Source organism: Bifidobacterium dolichotidis (assembly GCF_003951975.1).
Taxonomy (GTDB): domain Bacteria; phylum Actinomycetota; class Actinomycetes; order Actinomycetales; family Bifidobacteriaceae; genus Bifidobacterium; species Bifidobacterium dolichotidis.
In genome coordinates this window covers 192,156-212,954 of sequence record NZ_QXGM01000002.1, presented here as the reverse complement: position 1 = coordinate 212,954, position 20,799 = coordinate 192,156, and the positions used below count along the sequence as shown (strand labels likewise).

The window sequence follows — 20,799 nt, the reverse complement described above, 5'->3', positions numbered from 1 at the left end:
CAATATATCTGAAGCTATTTCAACGGTGAAATAGCCCTGCAGCACTGTTGCATACTCAATAGTGCTGCACAACGTTTGTATGAAGAATAATGAAAAACATCTGCGGCGGTGTTTTTCTGAAGTACTGTGCGATCAGTGCTCCACGCAAACGACGTACCAGGTATTGTCTGACGTGGTCTGGGAGGAACGGCAACGTCTATGTTCCGTTCAGGTTCCAGAGATTAATTTACTTATTGTTTGATTTTTCAAAAATCAAGAAAATTGCTGCCGGTAGTGAGGCTTTGAACGGAACCTCACTACCCACAACTCACGCCGCGAGTATGCACTCCTTAACTCAAACCCGCGAACGTTGAGACTGAAAAGTCTCAGGCCTGCTTAGCTTCCTCGAGAATCTGCACGTGAGCAGAGACACCGAGACGCGTAGCACCAGCCTCAATCATGTCGTAAGCTTCCTTGAGCGAGTGGATGCCGCCTGCAGCCTTCACGCCGAAATCAGGGCCAACAGTCTCGCGCATCAGAGCGACGTCTGGAGCCTTTGCACCAGCAGTCGAGAAGCCGGTGGAAGTCTTGACGAAGTCAGCGCCGCCATCAAGCGTCATCTTGGTTGCACGAACCTTCTCATCCTCGGTCAGCAGAGCGGTTTCGATGATGACCTTGAGCAGAGCGTGCTTAGCGTGTGCAGCGTCAGCAACAGCCTTGATATCAGCAAGCACAACGTCATCGTGACCCGACTTCAGCTCACCAATGTTGATGACCATATCGACTTCGTCGGCACCGTTATCAATAGCATCGTTCGTCTCGAAAACCTTGGTTGCTGTCGTGTTAGCACCCAGAGGGAAACCAATAACCGTGCAGATCTTGACGTCGGTATCAGCAAGAACCTTGGCGCAGTGGGAAACCCAGTAAGGGTTCACGCACACAGAAGCGGTGTCGTACTTCCTAGCTTCTTCGCACAGGGCATCAATCTGAGCTTCGGTTGCGTCAGCCTTGAGCTGCGTTGCATCCATGTACTTCGCAAGTTCCTCGACGGTGAGGTCCATTGTTATTTCCTTCCGTTAGTGGATTGTGTTTATTTATTTGTTTTGCTTGGCGTGCGGCGGTGCAGTCCAGGCAAAAGTCTGAAATTTGGAATCTACCGGAGTTCAAAATCTACAGTGATTTGGAGGCTCCGCTCGGGTTCTGTGAGTTCAAAAATCTACCATGATTTCAGAACTCTAAAGTTTTTTATTTATGGAATTGTTGGGTAGATATTGGTGCGGGCAATATCTGTTGGAAAGAGATGAGGGATCGCGCGGGATCGAACGAATCAATCCATATGCACGATCCCTCATGAATATGTAGGGTGGGTGAGCCGCTAAGCGGCTACATCATCACCAGACGAACAGGCCGACCATCGATGCGGAAAGCAGCGAGACCAGGATGCCCGAGAGAAGGATACGACCAACCTGCTTGGAGATGACGTCGTTCTTCTCCTTGGAGACCATGCCCTTGAAGGTACCGATGATCATGCCCAGCGTCGAGATGTTTGCGAACGAGGTCAGGAACACGGTGAGCACAGCCTTGTAGTGAGGTGCGAAGGTTGCGATGGTGTCGGACACGCGACCCATAACCACGAACTCGTTGGTGACGAGCTTGAGGCCCATGAGCTGCGAGAAGTCCCATGCAGTGCCGCCGTCGAGGCCCATGAGCCAAGCAGGGATGAACATGAAGACACCGAGGATTGCTTCGAGCGTGAGGTGAGGGTTGATGAGGCCGAGGAGCCTATCAATCAGACCAGCAAGTGCGACGAATGCAATAACGTTTGCCGTAATGATCAGGATCAGGCGGCCAGAGGTGAGGATCGAATCGCCCAGGAAGGAGAAGAATGGCTCCTTCTTTGGCTTGGATGGATCGTGCTTGAAGAACTTCTTGATCTTTGGAAGCTCCTGGTAAGCCTTCTCTTCTGCGGTCAGCTCAGCGCCAGCCTCAGCAGCAATTTCATCCTTGGTATCAGCGATCGTGTAGATCTTGTCCTCTTCAGCAGTCACGGTGACTGGGTAGAGCATGTGAGCAACGATCAGAGCGTTAATGCAGTTCAGTGGGATAGCGGTGATAACGAACTCACCTGGGACCATCTGAATGTATGCACCGACGATAGCTGCGGTGATGCAGCTCATCGACATCATAGCCAGCGTAAGGTTACGACCAGCCTTCATCTTCTTCAGCTGGATCTGGGAAACAGCAAGTGCCTCAGTGTTGCCGAGGAACATCATCTCAACAGCGAAGAATGCTTCGAACTTTGGACGACGGGTCACGAAGCTCAGGCCGCGGCCGATCCACTTGATGAGCCATGGCAGGAAGCCGATGTAGGTAAGAATGTCGAACAGTGGAACAATCAGCAGAATTGGCAGCAGAGCGCTTGTGATGAAGTTCACAGGAGCAGGATCTGCACCGTTAGCACCAACCCAGTTAGCAATAGCGAAGTTGATGCCCTGGTAAGACACGTTGACGATCCAGCTGAAGCCCTCAGCGAGAGCGTGCACAGCTGCACGACCCCATTCGAAGCTGGTGAGCAACCAGGCGATGACCAAGTTGAGCAACACCATGCATCCAACTGACTTCCACTGAATTTCCTTGCGGCTGTGCGAGAAGAGCCAACCTAGTGCAAGGAAAACAAGCAGTCCCACAATGTTGACCACGAGGTACATGGGATTCATGGGAACCTTCTTTCCTCTTGATTCTCTATGCAGCGACATCGCTGCAGCTTTGCCCCTGTGCAAGAAGGAATGGCAACCGGTTGATTGCAACCTTGCGATCATCGCCACGGCCTTGATGTACCCAGGAGATTTTCTGTTCTGATTTCTCTTGTCCGGGGATTCCAGCGCTGTTTCTTTGCAGCTCTTTCACTCCCTTTTCACTTTCAGCCTAGTATTGGGTACGAAATTGCGTCTGTGGCACAAGTGGACACGCCCACGTCAAAAGTGAGCTATAATAAAACGATTTAGCAAAAGGTTTCTCAGTAAATTGATATGCAGCATTGCACGCTAAAACCTAGTGATATTTACAGTGTTAGCGGCAAAACCTGTGAAAACCATGAGAAAATTGCAAACGGCTCCTTGACACTATGGTGAAATGAAAGTTCAACGACGCGCGCTCAGCATAGTAAGGACAGAACCGTGCATGATAACCGCCCTGATAATCAGCAGGATGTCAATGACGACGTTCGCGATGAAGCACGTGATAAACAAGACAATGAAGCTTTAGAGGCACAGCAGGCTCATAGCGTCAATACACACGTAAGCGATATGCGTACAGAAGAGTCAGAACAAGCAACGCAGTCTGCCGATACGCACGTAAGCGATATGCGCACAGAAGAGGCAAAACAAGTAACGCAGTCCGCCGATACGCACGTAAGCGATATGCGCACAGAAGAGGCAAAACAAGCAACGCAGTCCGCCGATACGCACGTAAGCGATATGCGCACAGAAGAGTCAGAACAAGCAACGCAGTCTGCCGATACGCACGTAAGCGATATGGACGAAGAGGAAGCTGCAGTATCTGCTGATGCAGTCACCGCTACTGATGTATCTACTTCTGCTAATCCATCTATTACTGATACGCACGTAAGCGATATGTCTACCAAGAAAAAAGCTTCGTATGACATTGAATCTGCAGTGGTGCTTGGCTCTGACGATCAAGAAACGACGCAGTTTAATGTCGGCGCAATTGCACAGCAATCTGATGAGCAGCCCACGACGAATTACCATTTCTCCTTTAATGCTGATGCGTCCAATACTGCAGATGCGATGGATCTGGCCATTAATGATGAGCCTGGAGTGGGAGAGAGCACAGAGGATATTCCTCTGAATAGGTTTGGCCGGTCAGGCTTGGGTCTAGATGATGAGTCGCAAAGCCCTGCATTCTCAGACGTAACTGAAGCTGAGGAAGAGACTCCTATTGATCCTGAGCATGCGACGAGTGAAACCCAGATTTTAGATCCTGCTGATATGCGCCAGCTTGCCGCAGCACATAAGCGCAGGAATCATCAGAATCAGGACGTAGTTGCCGGTAAGAATCTGAGCCGTTTATTAGTAGCGATTGCTGCATTCTTGGCTTTTGTTGTTGTTGCGTTTGGCGTTGCAGGAATAGTCCATGCTAATGCGCGTCATCGCCTTGAAGAAGCACGCCAGACCTGCATGTCTGAGTATAAGAAAGCGAAGCAGCAAAAGCAGAAATTCGAAGACTACTTAGGAAAAGAAGCACAGGAAGCGGAACAGATTTCCGATCAAGATGTTGCCGATCCGTCAACAGTGAAGGATCTGGCGAACGAGATGAAGGCGCAGGGACCGCAGCTAACGCACTGTAATGTGCCGTCGATGGACCTGATGCAGAAGCATATCGAGACGCTGCAGCAGCAGGAGAATTGGTATGACTACCACTACAAGAAGCTTGAACAGGGCGTTCAGCGAGTGAAGGACTCCAATGAAGAGCTACGTGTAGGCCAGGTCCAAGAGGAATTGTCTGCTGCGATTCAGAAAGCACGTACGACGCTTGTTTCTTCTGAGGGCCATGTGACTGATCAGTACTTGTGGGATCATCTGAATGATCTGATTATCAAGGCTGACGAGGCTAAGAATAGTCACAAGTTGCTTGAGCTGACCAAGATTAAGCAAGATCTTGAGAATGTGGAGCAGTCTGTTATTGACTCAAGGAACGAGCAGATGCGTATTGAAGAGAACGCTGCTCGATACCGTGCTCTGCAAGAAGCTAATCGTAGGGCGTTCAATCAGCAAAGGACTCAGCAGGACCAGCATCACGATAAGAATACTGACTAAGCCGATTCTTAAGAATCTGCACAGATCAAGTATGTGCTGGTAAGAGAAGTGTGCTCGTGTACCTCGCTTATGTGCGGGGAGAAGCGTGGGCATTCTATTTATATAGGTATGTGCGTAGGTGCTTAATCATCTACTCCTTCTTTCGTGCATATCTTTTCACGCACGTAAGCGAGTTATTACAAATATCTCTTCACCAAATATCTCTTCACGCACGTAAGCGAGTTATTGAAATATCTCTTCACGCACGTAAGCGAGTTGTCAAAAATATCTCTTCACGCACGTAAGCGAGTTGTTGAGCAAGGGGATTACCCCTTAGAAGTGTTGATTAGTTTGTGCGGTCTTCGAAAAAGAGTTGATTGGGTCCGTTAAACCTGATACAGTAAGCGACGCTGCATCAGCGGCGGTAAAACGCCAATCTGTTGCACGGGACGGTAGCTCAGTCGGTTAGAGCATCGGACTCATAATCCGCCGGTCCAGGGTTCAAGCCCCTGCCGTCCCACTCCATTTTTTCTTCTATATTTACTTCAGAAATCCCTTAAATTTCGCCGTTTTGCTGGTTCTCGTTTTCTTTTTAATCTGAGCGATTGGATTATCGATGCACTGTTCATCGGCCTGTTATGTGGCGTAGTTATGACTTGCTTGAGATGTATTGCTGTGATTGATTCCTTGCTTACATAGCATCATGCGACACGCCGTTTCATATAGATGGAATAGCTCGAGGTGTTCCCTGTTGAAGCAGATGGAGCGCGGTTGCTGCACAGAAAAATCTAGGCTCAACTTATTCGGCCTGATTGCTGGGCTTGGGACATTCTTGAGAAAGTCCCACTCGGGTCCGGCAGCTACTGTATACTCCTTGAAGTCCGGTTCACGCCCACCATAGGGGTGTGGCGACCCGGGTCGCCTGTATCTTTAGGAGACAATAATGCAGAAGGATATTCATCCTAACTATCAGCCCGTGCAGGTTACCTGCTCGTGCGGCAACACTTTCGTCACGCGTTCGACGTATGGCAAGGATCACATGACGGTTGACGTGTGCTCCAAGTGCCACCCGTTCTACACCGGTAAGCAGAAGATCATGGACACCGGCGGTCGCGTGGCTCGTTTCGAGAAGCGTTACGGCAAGAAGTCCAAGTGAGCTTAAGTCTCGCTTAACCTGCCGAGAAGAAGCGTCATCCTTTTTGGGTGGCGCTTCTTGCGTTTTTGAGCGCTGTTATTTATCGCATGTAAAGCAATTGCCTTATATGTGGGAGTACTGGCTGGAACATTATGCCGCACATAATGCAGTTGTGTTATGTGCGGGAAGTGAGCAGCGCTCCTCACCGCACATAAGGGATTTGCTTTATGTGCGGCAGAAATCTGTAGGGAAGCAGAGATAAACTGATAAACTGTTTTCGCGCACGCAACATGCGGCGCTTACCTAGTTTTAACGGTATTAAGTAGCATCAGGAGCAGGCAGTGGCAGACGACGAACAGTTCCCCGCAGCACGTACGGCGCTCGAGGAGTATCACGAGCTTGAGAAGCGCATGGCGCAACCAGACGTGGCGTCTGATCCGAATGCAATGAAGAAGCTGGGTCGTCGTCATGCTGAGCTGGCTAGCATTGTGGCTCCATATAATGAGTACCTCACATTGATGAGTGACCTCGAAGCAGCACGTGAAATGGCTGCTGAAGATCCAGATTTCGCACAAGAAGCTGATGCACTTGAGGCTCAGCTGCCTGCTGTTCAGGAACGTCTGCGTATGGCATTGATCCCTCGCGACCCTGATGATGCACGTGACGTCATTATGGAAATTAAGGCTGGCACGGGCGGTGAAGAAGCTGCTCTATTCGCTGGTGATTTGCTGCGTATGTACACGCGTTATGCCGAAAAGCGTGGCTGGTCCGTTACGATCCAGAACGAGAATTCGACTGAGCTGGGCGGCATTAAGGATGTGCAGCTCGCTATTCGCGCTCGCGGCACCGTTGCACCAGAAGATGGTGTGTGGGCAAGCCTGAAGTATGAGGGCGGCGTGCACCGCGTGCAGCGTATCCCTGTTACGGAATCGCAGGGTCGTATTCAGACCTCGGCTGCTGGCGTGCTGGTGTTCCCAGAAGCTGATGATGACGATGACGAGATCGAGATCGATCCAAAGGATCTGAAGATTGATATCTTCATGAGCTCGGGTCCTGGCGGTCAGTCGGTGAACACGACGTATTCTGCAGTGCGTATGACGCACATTCCAACCGGCATTGTGGTGAGCATGCAGGATGAGAAGTCGCAGATCCAGAACCGTGCAGCTGCTTTACGTGTGTTGAAGAGTCGTCTGCTCGCTATGAAGCATGAGCAGGAAGCCGCCGAGGCTGCTGATATGCGTCATTCTCAGGTGCGTTCGCTTGACCGTTCGGAACGTATTCGTACGTATAACTTCCCTGAGAACCGCATTGTTGATCACCGCACGAACTACAAGGCATACAACCTTGACGCTGTGCTTGATGGTGATCTGCAGGCTGTTATCGATAGTGACGTGCAAGCTGATGAGGCTGATCGTTTAGCCCGTCAGAAGTGATATAGATTCACTTTTTGTTCTCTGACTTCAGTTTGAGGGTTACATATGTGTGTTGCGCATGATGCCATGACTCAATCAGATGCAACAGATCAGTCTAGTAATGGGGCTCAGAAGGGCGATGTTATGCAGCCTGAGCTCGATCCGCTGACATCTACTGATGTTGATGTTTTACTGAGGCAGGCAACATCTCGCTTATCTGCGGCTGGAGTAGATACTCCGGCTAATGATGCGAAGCTGTTGCTCGCTTCTGCTGTCCAGGTTTCGCCTGCTGAAGTTGAGAAGGCTAAGCTGCTGGGCCGCTCACTTACGCAGCTTTTGGCATCGTCCGGAGCTTTAGCTGGCCATGACGAAACTGCAGAAATTAATCTTGATTTATCTGCTGCACACGTAAGTGAGATACTGGATCACTTCAATACGATGCTGCTGAGGCGTCAATCAAGAGAACCTCTGCAGCATATTACTGGTCATGCACCATTCCGTTATTTAGATCTGCAGGTGGGCCGTGGCGTATTTATACCTCGCCCTGAGACTGAACTTGTTGTGCAGAGTGCGTTGGACTGGATTGCTGAGCAACAACTGACTGCCGCTCGCGTAGTTGACTTATGTGCGGGAAGCGGAGCAATTGGCTTAGCTGTGGCAACGGAATTACCACACGCACATGTATGGGCAGTGGAAATGGATAGCACTGCAGCCTCCTGGACCGCACGTAATCGAGATGCATTAGCTGAGCAATATAGCGATCTGATGCAACGCTACGAGTTACAACAAGCGGATGCTACGAATGTATTGACACTTGCGGCGCTTGATAACACGGTCGACGTGGTGATTTCGAACCCTCCATACATCCCAGAAACCGATATTCCTGAGCAGGAAGAAGTGCGAGAATATGACCCGAATCTTGCACTGTATGGTGGTTCTGCAGATGGCATGATGATCCCAGAACGCATCATTAGTAGGGCTTGGTCGTTGCTGAGACCTGGCGGTTTGCTGGTTATGGAGCATGACGTTACGCAGCCGGTTCGTACAAGAACGTATGCAACAGCTTGTGGATTTATTCAGGCAACTACGCATAATGATTTAACTGGTCGTCCACGATTCTTAACGGCAATAAAACCGCGGTAGACGGTTATTGATGATGGATATACCATCGTTATTGAGGTAGTTGAAGAAGAGAGGGTCTAGATCATAATGAATGCACCAGTTCAGCCAATTAATGAGCAGTCATTAGAACAAGCAAAGCAAATTATTCGCGATGGTGGTCTTATTGTGCTGCCAACCGATACGGTATATGGCATTGCATGTGACCCATTCAACGAGCAGGCAATTCGACGTATTTACGAAGCTAAGCAGCGTCCTGCTTTCAAGGCTTTGCAGATTTTGGTTGCTGATGTTTCGAACCTGGCCAAGCTTGGTCTTGAACTTCCAGCTCCGCTGGATCGACTGGCTGCACAATTCTTGCCAGGTGCATTCTCTCCAATTGCCGTGGCAAGTTCTGATGATTGCAAGCTGTGCACGCTGAGCCATACGCCATCTGGTCAGCTGACGCAGGGCATTCGTGTGCCAAATTCCGCTCAGTGCCTGCAGACGCTGCGTGCTGTTGGTCCAGTAGCTTGCTCAAGTGCTAATCGTTCGGGCGAGGAGAGTGCTCAGAGCGTGGAACAGGCAGTTGAAGCATTCGGCGATTCTGTTGACTTGTATCTGGATGGTGGTCCAACTGCAGGCCACATTGCAAGTACTGTTGTTGAAGCTGATCCAACTGCTACGGACGGTATTCGTATTGTGCGTGAAGGCCGAATTCCAGCTGTTGTAGTGCGCAAGGCTTTGCATGTGAATGGTGGTTCTCTGGGCGCCTGATTCTGAGGAATAAACACCGGTGCACATACAACGCGCTACACTCAGACTGTGCGAATATATCTCTTCATAGCTGTAGTAGCTGCGTGTGCAACGTATTTGCTTACGCCGCTCATTAGGCATCTTGCTATTCAACTTGGTGCAGTTGGCCAAGTTCGTAAGCGCGATGTACATACGATTCCAACGCCTCGAATGGGCGGCGTTGGTATGCTCTGCGGCTTTGCTGTAGCTATTTTGTTCGCTTCACGAATCCCGTTCTTACAGCCAGTGTTTCATGCCAATAAACAGGCATGGGTTGTGCTTATCGGAGCAATTCTCATCTGTTTGTTGGGTGTCGCCGACGATGTTTGGGATCTCGATTGGATGCTCAAACTTGCGGGTCAGTTGTTGATTTCTGTGTTTGTGGCATGGGGTGGCCTGCAAATTATTACGCTGCCTCTGGGTACACTGGTCACCGCTTCTCCGACGCTATCTATTGCAATTACGGCATTGCTGATTGTGGTGTCTATTAATGCCGTGAACTTCGTTGATGGTCTTGATGGTCTGGCAGCAGGCATTGTTGCAATCGGCGGCATTGCATTTGGTATTTATTCGTATAAATTAGCCCAAAATTCGCCTTCTTACGCATCGCTTGCCACGCTTATTGATATTGCCATGGTTGGTATTTGCTGCGGCTTCTTGCTGCATAATTGGCATCCGGCAAAGCTGTTTATGGGTGATTCTGGATCGATGCTGCTCGGTTATTTAATTACGTGTGGCTCGATTATTGTTACGGGACGTATTGATCCTGCATCAATGCATTCGTCAGTGTATTTACCGGCATTCATGCCAATTCTGCTGCCTATTTTGGTGCTGTTCTTGCCGGTACTCGACATGATTATGGCCATTACTCGTCGTCTGGCTAAGGGACAGTCGCCAACACATCCTGACCGCATGCATTTGCACCACCGTATGTTGCGTATCGGCCATGATGTTCAGCACGCTGTTCTTATTTTGTGGGGTTGGGCTGCACTTATTGCATTCAGCTCGCTGATGCTGCTGTTCTTCCGTCCTCTCTATGTACTTATCGTGTTCCTCCTTGCCGGAGCACTCCTCACCGTGGCTACGCTGCTTCCATATTTGAAGCGTCGCTGGGAAGAAGGAGATTTCGACGAGCAAGACAAGCAAACAATTCGTGCAGTAGCTCAGCACGTACGTTCGCATAGGCATCACTAATTTGCTTAAGAGCAAGCACTAAAAAGCTATTTTTCTTCCGCACATAAGCTAGTTGGCTTATATGCGGAAGTTTTCTTTTTCCGCACGTAGGACAGTTAGCTTATATGTGGCATGAGCATGATTAGATTTCTCGCACGTAAGGCAAATAGCTTAGGTGTGGCATGAGCCTTATTTGATTCCCGCACGTAGGACAGTTAGCTTAGGTGCGGCAAATATCTGATCTCTTGCTTGCATATAAGGCAAATGGGTTAAGTGCGGAGGATGCGCCATAAATCGCGCACATAAGCTACCTAGCTTATGTGCGGGATAACGATGGAGTGATGGAATGTGACTGTTGCAGGTACAGAAATAACAAAGAACTCCTGACTGTTTTCGTTGTAAACAAGATTGTGCCAACACGCCGTAAGGTGACACACATAAGGACGATGCACTGGGGTGAGAAGAACAAGAGCTTGAAACTTGCAAATAATGAATTTCATTTCAACAGTGCGGCTCAAATTTTGAGATTGCTTACGTGCAAGATGAGGTTGTAAAAATATTGAGAAGCTAGAAAAAGCAAGCTGTTTGAACGATATTATTATGAGATTTGAGAAAAGCCTGTCACGTCGAATCCCTATATTGTGGATATGGCTACAAATCTAGGTATGAATGACAACTCGTACACCCCTCTACCACCTATTTTCGCACCGCTAGGCCTTGCATATGATGATGTGCTTTTGCTGCCTAACGAAACTGACGTGATCCCATCTGAAGTGGACACGACTACTCATTTAACTCGCAACATTACGATGAAGGTCCCAGCTATTTCGGCTGCAATGGACACCGTCACCGAAGCTGATATGGCAATTGCTATGGCTCGTAACGGCGGCATCGGCGTGCTGCACCGCAACCTTTCTATTGATGATCAGGCTGCTCAGGTTGACGTTGTGAAGCGTTCTGAATCCGGCATGATCACGAACCCATTGACGGTTGGTCCTGATGTGACGCTGGCTGATCTTGACAAGCTGTGCGGCAAGTTCCACATCTCGGGTCTGCCTGTTGTTGATGCTGATGGCAAGCTTGTTGGCATCATTACTAACCGCGATATGCGCTTCATTGCTTCTGACGATTACGATCGTCTGCGCGTGCGCGACGTGATGACTCACGAAAACCTGATCACTGGTCCTTCGAACATCTCTAAGGAAGATGCTCACCGTCTACTTGCCCAGCACAAGGTTGAGAAGCTGCCACTCGTGGACGAAAGCGGCAAGCTGACCGGTCTGATCACGGTGAAGGACTTCGTGAAGACTGAGCAGTACCCAGATGCAACGAAGGATGAGCAGGGTCGTCTTCGCGTTGCAGCAGGTATCGGCTTCCTCGGTGATGCATGGCAGCGTGCAACGTCGCTGCTCGAAGCTGGCGTTGACGTGCTGGTTGTGGATACGGCAAACGGTGAGGCAAAGCTTGCTCTCGATATGATTCGCCGCATCAAGGCTGATTCCGCATTCAATGGTGTGGATGTTATCGGCGGTAATGTGGCAACGCGTCAGGGTGCTCAGGCCATGATCGATGCTGGCGTTGATGCCGTGAAGGTTGGCGTTGGCCCAGGCTCGATCTGCACGACTCGTGTTGTGGCAGGCGTTGGTGTTCCTCAGCTGACTGCCGTCTATGAGGCATCGCAGGCTTGCAAGGCTGCTGGTATTCCTTGCATCGCTGATGGTGGCATTCACTACTCCGGTGATATTGCTAAGGCTCTGGTTGCTGGTGCATCCTCGGTCATGTTGGGCGGCACGCTCGCAGGCTGTGAAGAAGCACCAGGTGAGAAGGTCCTGCTGCACGGTAAGCAGTACAAGATCTACCGTGGCATGGGTTCGCTGGGCGCAATGGCTCCTCGTGGTAAGAAGAGCTACTCGAAGGATCGTTACTTCCAGGCTGACGTGACGAGCTCCGATAAGGTTGTTCCAGAAGGTGTTGAAGGCGAAGTTCCATACCGCGGCCCACTGAATGCAGTGCTGTACCAGATGATTGGTGGTCTGCACCAGTCGATGTTCTACATCGGTGCACACAACATCTCCGAGATGAGCGAGAAGGGTCGCTTCATTCGTATTACCGATGCTGGTCTGCGTGAATCGCACCCTCACGACATCGTTATGACGGCAGAAGCTCCTAACTACTCGGCTCGCTGATAGAGACTGAATAGATATAACGCTGTTATAGAAAGAGGCCCGATTATGGGCCTCTTTTTCTATGTTGAGATGGTTTTACTTGCTAGGTGTTTAAATATTTCTTTCTCCCGCACATAAAGCAATTGAGTTAAGTGCGGGAGAATTGTCACACATAAGGTAATCGAGTTATGTGCGGGAGCACTGGTGCACATGACATAAGTGCCTTATATGTGTTGGTAGTTGAATACTCCGCACATAAAGCAATTGAGTTAAGTTCGGGAGAGATTTTTCAGTGGCGCCGCGCGTAGTGAATCTAGCTTATGTGCGGGATAGTGAGAGGGAACCACGTATAGAGGTTGAGATAGCTTGATATGTTCGTGATAGAGCGACATGCATCATAAGGAATGAGGTTCGCATGGTTGATATTCATGATGATTTGACGTATTCAGCAAAGGAATCAAGGCTGATTTGGATCGATTGCGAGATGACCGGTCTTGATATCTTCCACGATGAATTGTGCGAGATTTCTGTGGTTCCTACGGATTTTGAGCTTAACGTGCTCGATGAGGGTATCGATTACGTCATTAAGCCAAGCCAGGCTGCAGAAAATCATATGAATGATTTCGTGCGTAATATGCATACCCGTTCTGGTCTTATTGAAGAGTGGAAGACCGGTATGGACGTGAAGGATGCAGAAAAGGCTGTTATCGAGTACGTCAAGCGCTTCACTCCAGACGGCGTGAAGCCTCTGCTGGCTGGTAACTCCATTGGCTCCGACAAGAAGTTCCTCGATCGTTATATGCCAAACCTGATGGAGAACCTGCACTATCGCGTTATTGACGTCAGCACGTTGAAGGAACTGGCACGTCGCTGGTATCCAGCTGTATACCTGAACCGTCCAGCAAAGGCTGGCGGCCATCGTGCTCTTGCCGACATTATTGAGTCGCTTGATGAGCTTCGTTATTACCGTGAAGCATTCATGGCTGCTGAACCTGGCCCAGACGAGGCACAGGCCAAGGCAATTGCTGAGCACATCACGAGCACGAGCATCCTGAACAAGGACTGATTGCGCAGCTAATTTGCTTATGTGCGCGCAGAATGAATGAGTCAGTTATTCAGCTCAACAGGGGATCGCACAGTTATGTGTGGCTCACTGTGATCCTGCTGAGTAACTGGTTTATGTGCGTCTACGTGTATAAGTTAATTTGTGCTGAGCTAGTTCATCGGTGTTTGGTCAGTTGATCAATGTTTAGTCAGTTGACCTGCACTATGACATAACTAGCTTACGTGCGTAAAAGATTTATTCATGGCAGTGCAACAGGGGAGCACAATGTAGTGCAAAGCATCGCAACTCTGCTAGAGCACTGCTGCTACAACCACTAAGTATGAGAGGAAATCGCATGGCCACGCGGCAATGGGATGAGATTGAAGTCGAACCTACCGAGAAGCGTCCAGATATTCGTCTGGTCGTGGCAGATATGGATGGCACCTTATTAGATGCCAATTCGCAAATTCCAGATTCGTTCTGGCCTATGCTTTCCAAGCTTGAAGAGCGTGGCATTGCTTTCGTTCCTGCAAGTGGTCGTCAGTTCCAGACGCTGGAAGATATGTTCGGTACTGATTCTGCAGATGGCAAGGATCGCTCCGATTCCATTAGCCTGATTGCCGAGAACGGCAACGTGGTGTGCTATCGCGGTGACATTATTGGCGTGAACGGCATGGACTTCGATTTTGCTCGCCAGATTATCGATACCGTTGACGCAGCAACAGCACCTACCGCAAATCCTCGCTACAACATCGGTTTGGTGGTATGCGGTCTGCAGTCGGCTTATGTGCAGCGTGATGATGAGCCATTCCTGCAGGAATGCCGTAAGTATTACCATGCACTGCGCATTGTTGACGATCTGCACGAGGTTCTTGAAGACGAATCAGAAACGATTCTGAAGCTCGCAATCTTCGACTTTGATGCTGCTGAACCAATGGCAAAGGCACTGTTCAGCAACTTGCCAGAGAAGTACTGCATTCAGGTTTCTGCAAAGCACTGGGCTGATATTATGCGTGCTGACACCGATAAGCGTACTGGTGTGGAATCAATTCAGGAACACATGCATATCACTCCTGATCAGACTGCAGTATTCGGCGACTTCCTGAACGATGCAGGCATGCTGAGCGATGCAACGTGGTCATTTGCTATGGAAAACGCGCACGACAAGGTCAAGGAAATCGCTAACTTCATTGCGCCAGCCAACACTGAGGAAGGCGTTATGCAAGTGGTGAATCGCCTCGTCGCTTGAAACAGAAATAAAAACAGACAACTCAGCCAAGAATAATTGACTGAGCGTGATAAACAAACGGAAGTATTCGTTATACAAACTCAGTAGAACGGAAGGCCGCGCTAATGCTGCAAACTGAGGCGCTCGCGATTATGCAAGCAGGTGCAAGTGTGTTCTTAACGGGTGCACCTGGAGCTGGTAAAACGTATGTGCTGAACCAGTTTATTGAGCAGAAACGCAAGACTGGTGCATCAGTCGCTGTAACAGCTTCTACGGGAATTGCTGCGACGCATATTAATGGTCGCACAATTCACTCGTGGAGCGGTGTTGGCGTGGCTACCGCACTGAGCGAACCTCTACTGAGCATGATTCGCAAGCGTCGTCGTCGCAAAATTGTGCAGACTGATGTTCTGGTGATTGATGAAATTTCAATGCTTCCGGCATGGTTATTTGACATGGTCGATCAAGTTTGCCGCATTATGCGCGAGGATGATCGACCATTTGGTGGGCTGCAGGTCGTTATGTCTGGCGACCTATTCCAGCTTCCTCCAGTCAGCAATAGATCAAGTCGTCATGAAGTGACACCAAGCCCTGAATTTATTGAACAGCGTGCAAAATATCAGGAAGCTGGACGTAATGCAGACGGATTTATTACTGAATCTTTTGCATGGGATGAATTAAACCCAGTTATCTGTTATTTAACGGAACAACATCGTCAAGATGACGGTGCTTTGCTCTCAATTTTGACCGATATTCGTAAGTCGCAAGTGACGCAAGCGGATAGAGATATTCTAGCTTCGCGACTCAATGTATTGCCTGATTCGCAGCAACAAGCAGTCAGTTTATTCCCCGTGAATCGTCAAGCAGATGCCTTGAACGAGATGAAATTGGCCGGCATTGACGAGGAAGAGCATATTTTTGAAGCACAAACTTCTGGACCAAAAGATTTAGTGAAGCGACTGCTGAAAAATATGTTGGCGCCTGAACGACTGGTGCTCAAAAAGGGTGCAGTAGTTATGGCCGTGCGTAATGACACGGATCAGCAGTATGTCAACGGTTCTATTGGAACAGTTGTCGGCTTTGCAAGTGAAAAGCGTGGCGGATGGCCAATTGTGCAGTTTGAAAATGGCCATCGCGTAACGATGCGCCAAGCCGTCTGGGAAATGCTTGATGGTGAAACGCCCTTAGCTGCGGTGAATCAGGTTCCACTGCGTTGTGCTTGGGCTATTACGATCCATAAATCGCAGGGCATGACGCTTGATCGAGCAGTTATGGACCTGAAACGAACGTTTGCACCAGGCATGGGCTATGTGGCGTTGTCGCGAGTGGGCTCATTAGACGGCTTGTATTTGCAGGGTGTAAGCGATCGAATGTTCATGATCTCGCCAGAAGCATTCTTGGTAGATGGTCGTATGCAGTCGTTGTCACAGAAGGCATCAGAAGAACTTGCGACCGAGGGTGCTGAAGCATTTGCGGAGGATAATGCTGCTTCGAAGAGCGGTCAAGATGAGATCGCATTTGAAGATGAATTTGGCCAGGGCGGCCTTGACCTGTTCTGATCCCTTGTGATCGGGCTTCTAATTGCGGAGTTTGCTGCCGATTTAATGCCAGTTTTGCACCGATTTTTCATACCGCACGTAAGTTAATTACGCTACGTGCGGGAGAAGTAGAGAACCTTCAGATTGCGTCGAAGGCGTGGCGATAAACTGGGGCCATTACAAAAGTTTGACTGTGACAGCTTGCTGTATCAGCGCTGCGACAGATAAATGGAGGCTTACATGAAAATCTGGGAAGCAATTGTTTCGACGCTGGGCATGCTTGTGTTGTTCGCAGCGTTTCTTGTGTACGGTTCGGCCTCGAACACATCGTGGGGCACCGTGAAGCTTACCGATATTTTGACGATTATTGGTGGCCTGATGTTTGTTGTGCCAATGTATCTGGCTTCGGTGCGCCGCAAGTCCGAACACCACGCACCTAATGCATGGATTTGGCAAGGCCTCCCAGTTGTGGGTATGGCTTTGATCATCGTAGGCTTGCTGATTCCAAACGGTCAGCCACTGTGGAGCATGTTCTCCCTGCCTGACTGCTTCTACTTGATTGGCGTTTTGCTGCTGCTCTTCATCCCTTGCTATCCACTTGGTGCTTTGAAAGAGAGCATGATTGAAGATGAGATCGAGGATGAAACCGATCCAAAGGCAAAGCTCGTCTGATCAGTGCATTGCAGTCAGCGGTAACCCTGTACAAACTTGATGGCGACTTAATAACAAGCTGAATAACAGGCTGAATAACAAGTCGTAAGTAGCTCATTAACCAGCACATCAAGGTCGTAATGAACGTACGTTTTCGAGTTACTGCCAGCAAAATATCTTGCGTATACAGCGCAAACTGGGGGTTTATTTTCCTTCAGTTTGCGCTGTTTTGTTATGGCTGAGTTACGCTCTTTTCTTCGTTCGAGAGTTTGCGCTTTTTCTTCCCGCACGTAACGTAGTTGTCTTACGTGCGGGAAGAAATAAAGACGTAAACTCATACCCCCATGCACCACTCTCAGCGCAAGCTCGTCTGCTCAACTGAGTAGCTTGTTAAACATGACTCAAGCTCTTCGTATGTCTACATTGTTCTTGCGTACGCTGCGTCAAGATCCAGCTGATGCAGATGTTGTTTCCGACAAGCTCCTGCAGCGCGCAGGCTATCTTCGTAAGGCCGCTCCTGGTATCTGGACTTGGATGCCACTGGGCCTCGCAGTTCTTAACAAGATTGAGCGTATTATCCGCGAAGAAATGAACGGTATTGGCGCTCAGGAAGTGCATTTCCCAGCACTGCTGCCACGTGCTCCATATGAAGCAACGCACCGCTGGGAAGAGTACGGCGAGAACCTGTTCCGCCTCAAGGATCGTCACGCAGCTGATTACCTGCTTGCTCCTACGCATGAGGAAATGTTCACGCTGCTCGTCAAGGACCTGTACAGCTCGTACAAGGACCTGCCTGTTACGCTGTACCAGATTCAGACGAAGTACCGCGATGAATTCCGTCCTCGCGCTGGTCTGATCCGCGGCCGCGAGTTCATCATGAAGGATGCTTACTCGTTCACGGTTGACGAGGAAGGCATGAAGCGCTGCTACATGGAGGAGCGCTCCGCTTACGAGCGTATCTTCAAGCGTCTCGACCTGAAGTATGTGCCTGTGTTCGCAATGTCTGGCCCAATGGGCGGCTCGGCATCTGAGGAGTTCTTGGCTCCTCTGTCGATCGGCGAAGACACGTTCGCACTCGCTCCATCCGGCAAGGCATGGAACGTTGAAGCTCTGAAGACTCCAGAGGTTGCTGAAATCGATGCTTCTGCAACGCCTGCAGCTTCGAAGAAGTCGACGCCAAACGCTGGTTCCATTGATGAGATGGTTGCTTTCGCTAACGAAACGTACCCACGTACCGATGGCCGCGAATGGCAGGCTTCCGACATCCTCAAGAACGTCGCTATTGTGATCAAGCACGCTGAGGATGACGATCACGATGAGCCATGGCGTGAGCTGATTGTCGTTGGCGTTCCTGGTGATCGTGAAGTTGATATGAAGCGTCTGGAAGCTCAGTTCGCTCCTTCCGAGCTCGAGGAAGCAACGGAAGAGGATCTGAAGAAGCATCCAGAACTCGTGCTCGGCTACATTGGACCTATGGCTGTTGGTCCACAGGCTCGTGAGCAGGGTAAGGAAGACGCTGTTCGTTACTTCGTCGATGCTCACGTTGCTAAGGGTTCTGCTTGGTTTACCGGCGCTGATGAGAAGGACGTTGACTACTACGATCTCGTCTACGGCCGCGATTTCCAGGCTGATGGCACGGTTGAAGCTGTTGTTGTTCGCGACGGCGATATGAGCCCTGATGGTTCCGGCCCTCTGAGCTTCGAGCGTGGCGTTGAGATCGGTCAGGTCTTCCAGCTCGGTTTGAAGTACTCGAACGCTCTTGATCTTAAGGTGCTCAACCAGAACGGCAAGACTGTTCCAGTGTGGATGGGCTGCTATGGCATCGGCGTCAGCCGCGTGCTCGCTTGCATCGCTGAGTCCCATCACGATGAGCACGGTCTCGCTTGGCCTGCAAACATTGCTCCTGCTCAGGTGCACGTTGTTGCTGCTGGTAAGGATGCAGTTGTTGCTGAGACCGCTGAGAAGCTTGTTGCTGATCTGGAAGCTCGCGGCATTGAAGTTATCTTTGATGACCGTCCAAAGGTTTCCCCAGGCGTCAAGTTTAAGGATGCTGAGCTTATCGGTGTTCCACTGATCGCTGTTGTTGGCCGCGACACCGTGAACAACGGTACGATCGAGGTCCGCAAGCGCGACGGTTCCGATAAGGAAGCCGTGCCAGCAGATTCTGCAGCTCAGGTTATTGCCGACCGCGTCGCCAATCTCTGAGTTCAGTAAGCTATTGAGCTACTAATTTTTCGTAGGAGCCTCCCGCCCTCGTTAACAGAGTGGGAGGTTCCTTTTTATTTCTGTTTATCCCGCACTTAGCGATTTATCGTGCTTAGGCTCAAGTCCCTCACATAAACCAATTAGCTTATGTGCGTTGCACTCCCACACATAAGCTCATTACCTTATGTGCCTCTCGCTCATGCATATAGCCCAGCCACCTTATGCATCCCACTCCCGCACATAACCCAATTACGTTATAGGTGCTTCATTCCCACATGTAGCCCAGTTGTCTTATGTGCAGTGTTCCCGCACATAAGCGATTTATGTTTTCAAGCAACGTCGGCCGCACATAAGCCGATTGAAATTATCCACATGTGAATGTTCTGACTGAGCAGTTAACCACATTGATTGAATCCGTTTGTCTGTGATGGTCATCAGACGTCATAGTTGGCATATCGCAATTCTGATTGCGTATTGCAAAGAAGCAATGCACTTAGAGAGATAGGGGATCATGATGGCAATGCAGCAGGCAATGGTCACAGTTAATGGTTTCTTGGGTTCGGACGTACAAGAATTTGGTAGCGTCCCTTCGCACTCGGGCAGTATGTTCAGACTCGGTAGCACCCGTCGATATCAGGACAAAATGGGTGAGTGGAGGAATCTACCTACAACATGGATTACCGTAAAGGCATTTAGGACATTGGGTCAGAATGCTGCAATGTCATTGCGCAAGGGTGACCCAGTTATTGTTATGGGACTGCTCAACACCGAAAGCTGGCAAGCACCAGATGGCACAGGTCGATCGAGGCTCGTGCTTGATGCCCAAGTTATTGGACATGATTTAAGCTTTGGTATTTCTAATTTCAAGAGACCGAAAGAGGCTAATGGACAACGAGTACAGGATCAATCGCAGCAGGTAACAGCATCAGAACAATCAGGAACTGAACCGAACCAGCAATCTGGCCAACAGGAGGACTCCTCGAATACTCAAGTAGAGCAGCAATCACCGGTTCAGAGTCAACAAATATCTGACTCGAATCAGCAGATAGGCCAATCTCAGCAGCCCATGCAATCATCGCGTACGCAATATAACGGAGCTAAAGAGGCAAGCGATACTAATGACGCCAATGATGATCGGGTATATGAGGAGGATATAGATACCTCAATTGATGAACTCAGAGGTCGTGATCGGGCCTCGATTAGTAGCCTGACTAATTCACAGCAGAAACAACAATCTTCTGTGCCTTCGCAGCCTGGAGTACCAGCAGATCAATCAGCTGAGCAACTATCAAATGCTTCATCACAGTCAGCCGCTGATGCATCCGCAAAGACGTCCACTCGAGCGCGAGCAAAGGCTCGATCCTCGCAATCAGCTCCACGGAAGTCATCATCTACGCAGCGATCCACCGCGCAAAACAAAGGTGGTTCCACTCAACACAATGTGAGTGGAACCACCGAAGATGAATTTGGTGTGCCTGAGATGTAAGTGTGTACAAGCAGATTTAGTGCTTATGCATCACATCTATCCGCAGCTATCCGAAGCAGCACGAAGCTATCCGAA

15 protein-coding genes and 1 tRNA gene are annotated in these 20,799 nt (G+C 49.7%); 14 read left to right on the top strand and 2 right to left on the bottom strand.

What is annotated here, in order from left to right; all coding sequences use genetic code 11:
• Positions 1-365: 365 nt before the first annotated feature.
• Positions 366-1,040, bottom strand: a complete 675-nt coding sequence (gene deoC / locus D2E26_RS04740; protein WP_125963560.1) for a deoxyribose-phosphate aldolase — start codon at positions 1,038-1,040, stop codon at positions 366-368.
• A 330-nt stretch (positions 1,041-1,370) separates the two neighbouring features.
• Positions 1,371-2,696, bottom strand: coding sequence for a NupC/NupG family nucleoside CNT transporter (locus D2E26_RS04735; protein WP_241218877.1), 1,326 nt, complete (start codon positions 2,694-2,696; stop codon positions 1,371-1,373).
• A gap of 459 nt (positions 2,697-3,155) precedes the next feature.
• Between D2E26_RS04735 and D2E26_RS04730 the strand changes: the two genes are divergently transcribed.
• From D2E26_RS04730 to D2E26_RS04665, 14 genes are all read left to right on the top strand, one after another.
• Positions 3,156-4,814: a hypothetical protein gene (locus D2E26_RS04730; protein WP_125963559.1), complete on the top strand. Its 1,659-nt coding sequence runs from the start codon at positions 3,156-3,158 to the stop codon at positions 4,812-4,814.
• 425 nt (positions 4,815-5,239) lie between these two features.
• Positions 5,240-5,313: transfer RNA gene (locus D2E26_RS04725), tRNA-Ile, on the top strand.
• A gap of 423 nt (positions 5,314-5,736) precedes the next feature.
• A complete protein-coding gene (gene rpmE, locus D2E26_RS04720) occupies positions 5,737-5,949 on the top strand; it encodes a 50S ribosomal protein L31 (RefSeq protein ID WP_125963558.1) in 213 nt (70 codons plus the stop codon).
• Between the two features lie 320 nt (positions 5,950-6,269).
• Positions 6,270-7,361: a peptide chain release factor 1 gene (gene prfA / locus D2E26_RS04715; protein WP_125963557.1), complete on the top strand. Its 1,092-nt coding sequence runs from the start codon at positions 6,270-6,272 to the stop codon at positions 7,359-7,361.
• Between the two features lie 123 nt (positions 7,362-7,484).
• A complete protein-coding gene (prmC, locus tag D2E26_RS04710) occupies positions 7,485-8,483 on the top strand; it encodes a peptide chain release factor N(5)-glutamine methyltransferase (protein ID WP_125963913.1) in 999 nt (332 codons plus the stop codon).
• Between the two features lie 66 nt (positions 8,484-8,549).
• The gene (locus D2E26_RS04705) at positions 8,550-9,215 is read left to right on the top strand and encodes an L-threonylcarbamoyladenylate synthase (RefSeq protein ID WP_125963556.1); all 666 of its coding nucleotides are present in this window, start codon (positions 8,550-8,552) and stop codon (positions 9,213-9,215) included.
• A 48-nt stretch (positions 9,216-9,263) separates the two neighbouring features.
• A complete protein-coding gene (locus D2E26_RS04700) occupies positions 9,264-10,427 on the top strand; it encodes an MraY family glycosyltransferase (RefSeq protein ID WP_125963555.1) in 1,164 nt (387 codons plus the stop codon).
• Positions 10,428-11,053: 626 nt separating this feature from the next.
• On the top strand, positions 11,054-12,592 hold the full coding sequence (gene guaB, locus D2E26_RS04695) for an IMP dehydrogenase (RefSeq protein WP_125963554.1): 1,539 nt from the start codon (positions 11,054-11,056) through the stop codon (positions 12,590-12,592).
• Between the two features lie 394 nt (positions 12,593-12,986).
• Positions 12,987-13,637: an oligoribonuclease gene (orn, locus tag D2E26_RS04690; RefSeq protein WP_125963553.1), complete on the top strand. Its 651-nt coding sequence runs from the start codon at positions 12,987-12,989 to the stop codon at positions 13,635-13,637.
• Between the two features lie 334 nt (positions 13,638-13,971).
• Positions 13,972-14,865, top strand: a complete 894-nt coding sequence (locus D2E26_RS04685) for an HAD family hydrolase (protein ID WP_125963552.1) — start codon at positions 13,972-13,974, stop codon at positions 14,863-14,865.
• A gap of 104 nt (positions 14,866-14,969) precedes the next feature.
• Positions 14,970-16,403 carry a PIF1 family DEAD/DEAH box helicase gene (locus D2E26_RS04680; RefSeq protein WP_125963551.1) on the top strand — a complete coding sequence of 478 codons (1,434 nt, stop codon included), beginning with the start codon at positions 14,970-14,972 and terminating at the stop codon, positions 16,401-16,403.
• A gap of 219 nt (positions 16,404-16,622) precedes the next feature.
• Complete coding sequence (locus D2E26_RS04675; protein ID WP_125963550.1) at positions 16,623-17,054, top strand: permease; 432 nt, start codon at positions 16,623-16,625, stop codon at positions 17,052-17,054.
• A 375-nt stretch (positions 17,055-17,429) separates the two neighbouring features.
• A complete protein-coding gene (locus D2E26_RS04670) occupies positions 17,430-19,238 on the top strand; it encodes a proline--tRNA ligase (RefSeq protein WP_206432069.1) in 1,809 nt (602 codons plus the stop codon).
• A gap of 514 nt (positions 19,239-19,752) precedes the next feature.
• The gene (locus D2E26_RS04665) at positions 19,753-20,724 is read left to right on the top strand and encodes a single-stranded DNA-binding protein (RefSeq protein WP_164515876.1); all 972 of its coding nucleotides are present in this window, start codon (positions 19,753-19,755) and stop codon (positions 20,722-20,724) included.
• Positions 20,725-20,799: the final 75 nt, after the last annotated feature.

Bases quoted from the DNA above. Each gene is read 5' to 3' on its own strand.
- deoC (WP_125963560.1), bottom strand. From the start codon at position 1,040: ATGGACCTCACCGTCGAGGAACTTGCGAAGTACATGGATGCAACGCAG.
- D2E26_RS04735 (WP_241218877.1), bottom strand. From the start codon at position 2,696: ATGAATCCCATGTACCTCGTGGTCAACATTGTGGGACTGCTTGTTTTC.
- rpmE (WP_125963558.1), top strand. From the start codon at position 5,737: ATGCAGAAGGATATTCATCCTAACTATCAGCCCGTGCAGGTTACCTGC.
- prmC (WP_125963913.1), top strand. From the start codon at position 7,485: ATGCAGCCTGAGCTCGATCCGCTGACATCTACTGATGTTGATGTTTTA.
- D2E26_RS04705 (WP_125963556.1), top strand. From the start codon at position 8,550: ATGAATGCACCAGTTCAGCCAATTAATGAGCAGTCATTAGAACAAGCA.
- guaB (WP_125963554.1), top strand. From the start codon at position 11,054: ATGGCTACAAATCTAGGTATGAATGACAACTCGTACACCCCTCTACCA.
- orn (WP_125963553.1), top strand. From the start codon at position 12,987: ATGGTTGATATTCATGATGATTTGACGTATTCAGCAAAGGAATCAAGG.
- D2E26_RS04685 (WP_125963552.1), top strand. From the start codon at position 13,972: ATGGCCACGCGGCAATGGGATGAGATTGAAGTCGAACCTACCGAGAAG.
- D2E26_RS04680 (WP_125963551.1), top strand. From the start codon at position 14,970: ATGCTGCAAACTGAGGCGCTCGCGATTATGCAAGCAGGTGCAAGTGTG.
- D2E26_RS04675 (WP_125963550.1), top strand. From the start codon at position 16,623: ATGAAAATCTGGGAAGCAATTGTTTCGACGCTGGGCATGCTTGTGTTG.
- D2E26_RS04670 (WP_206432069.1), top strand. From the start codon at position 17,430: ATGACTCAAGCTCTTCGTATGTCTACATTGTTCTTGCGTACGCTGCGT.
- D2E26_RS04665 (WP_164515876.1), top strand. From the start codon at position 19,753: ATGGCAATGCAGCAGGCAATGGTCACAGTTAATGGTTTCTTGGGTTCG.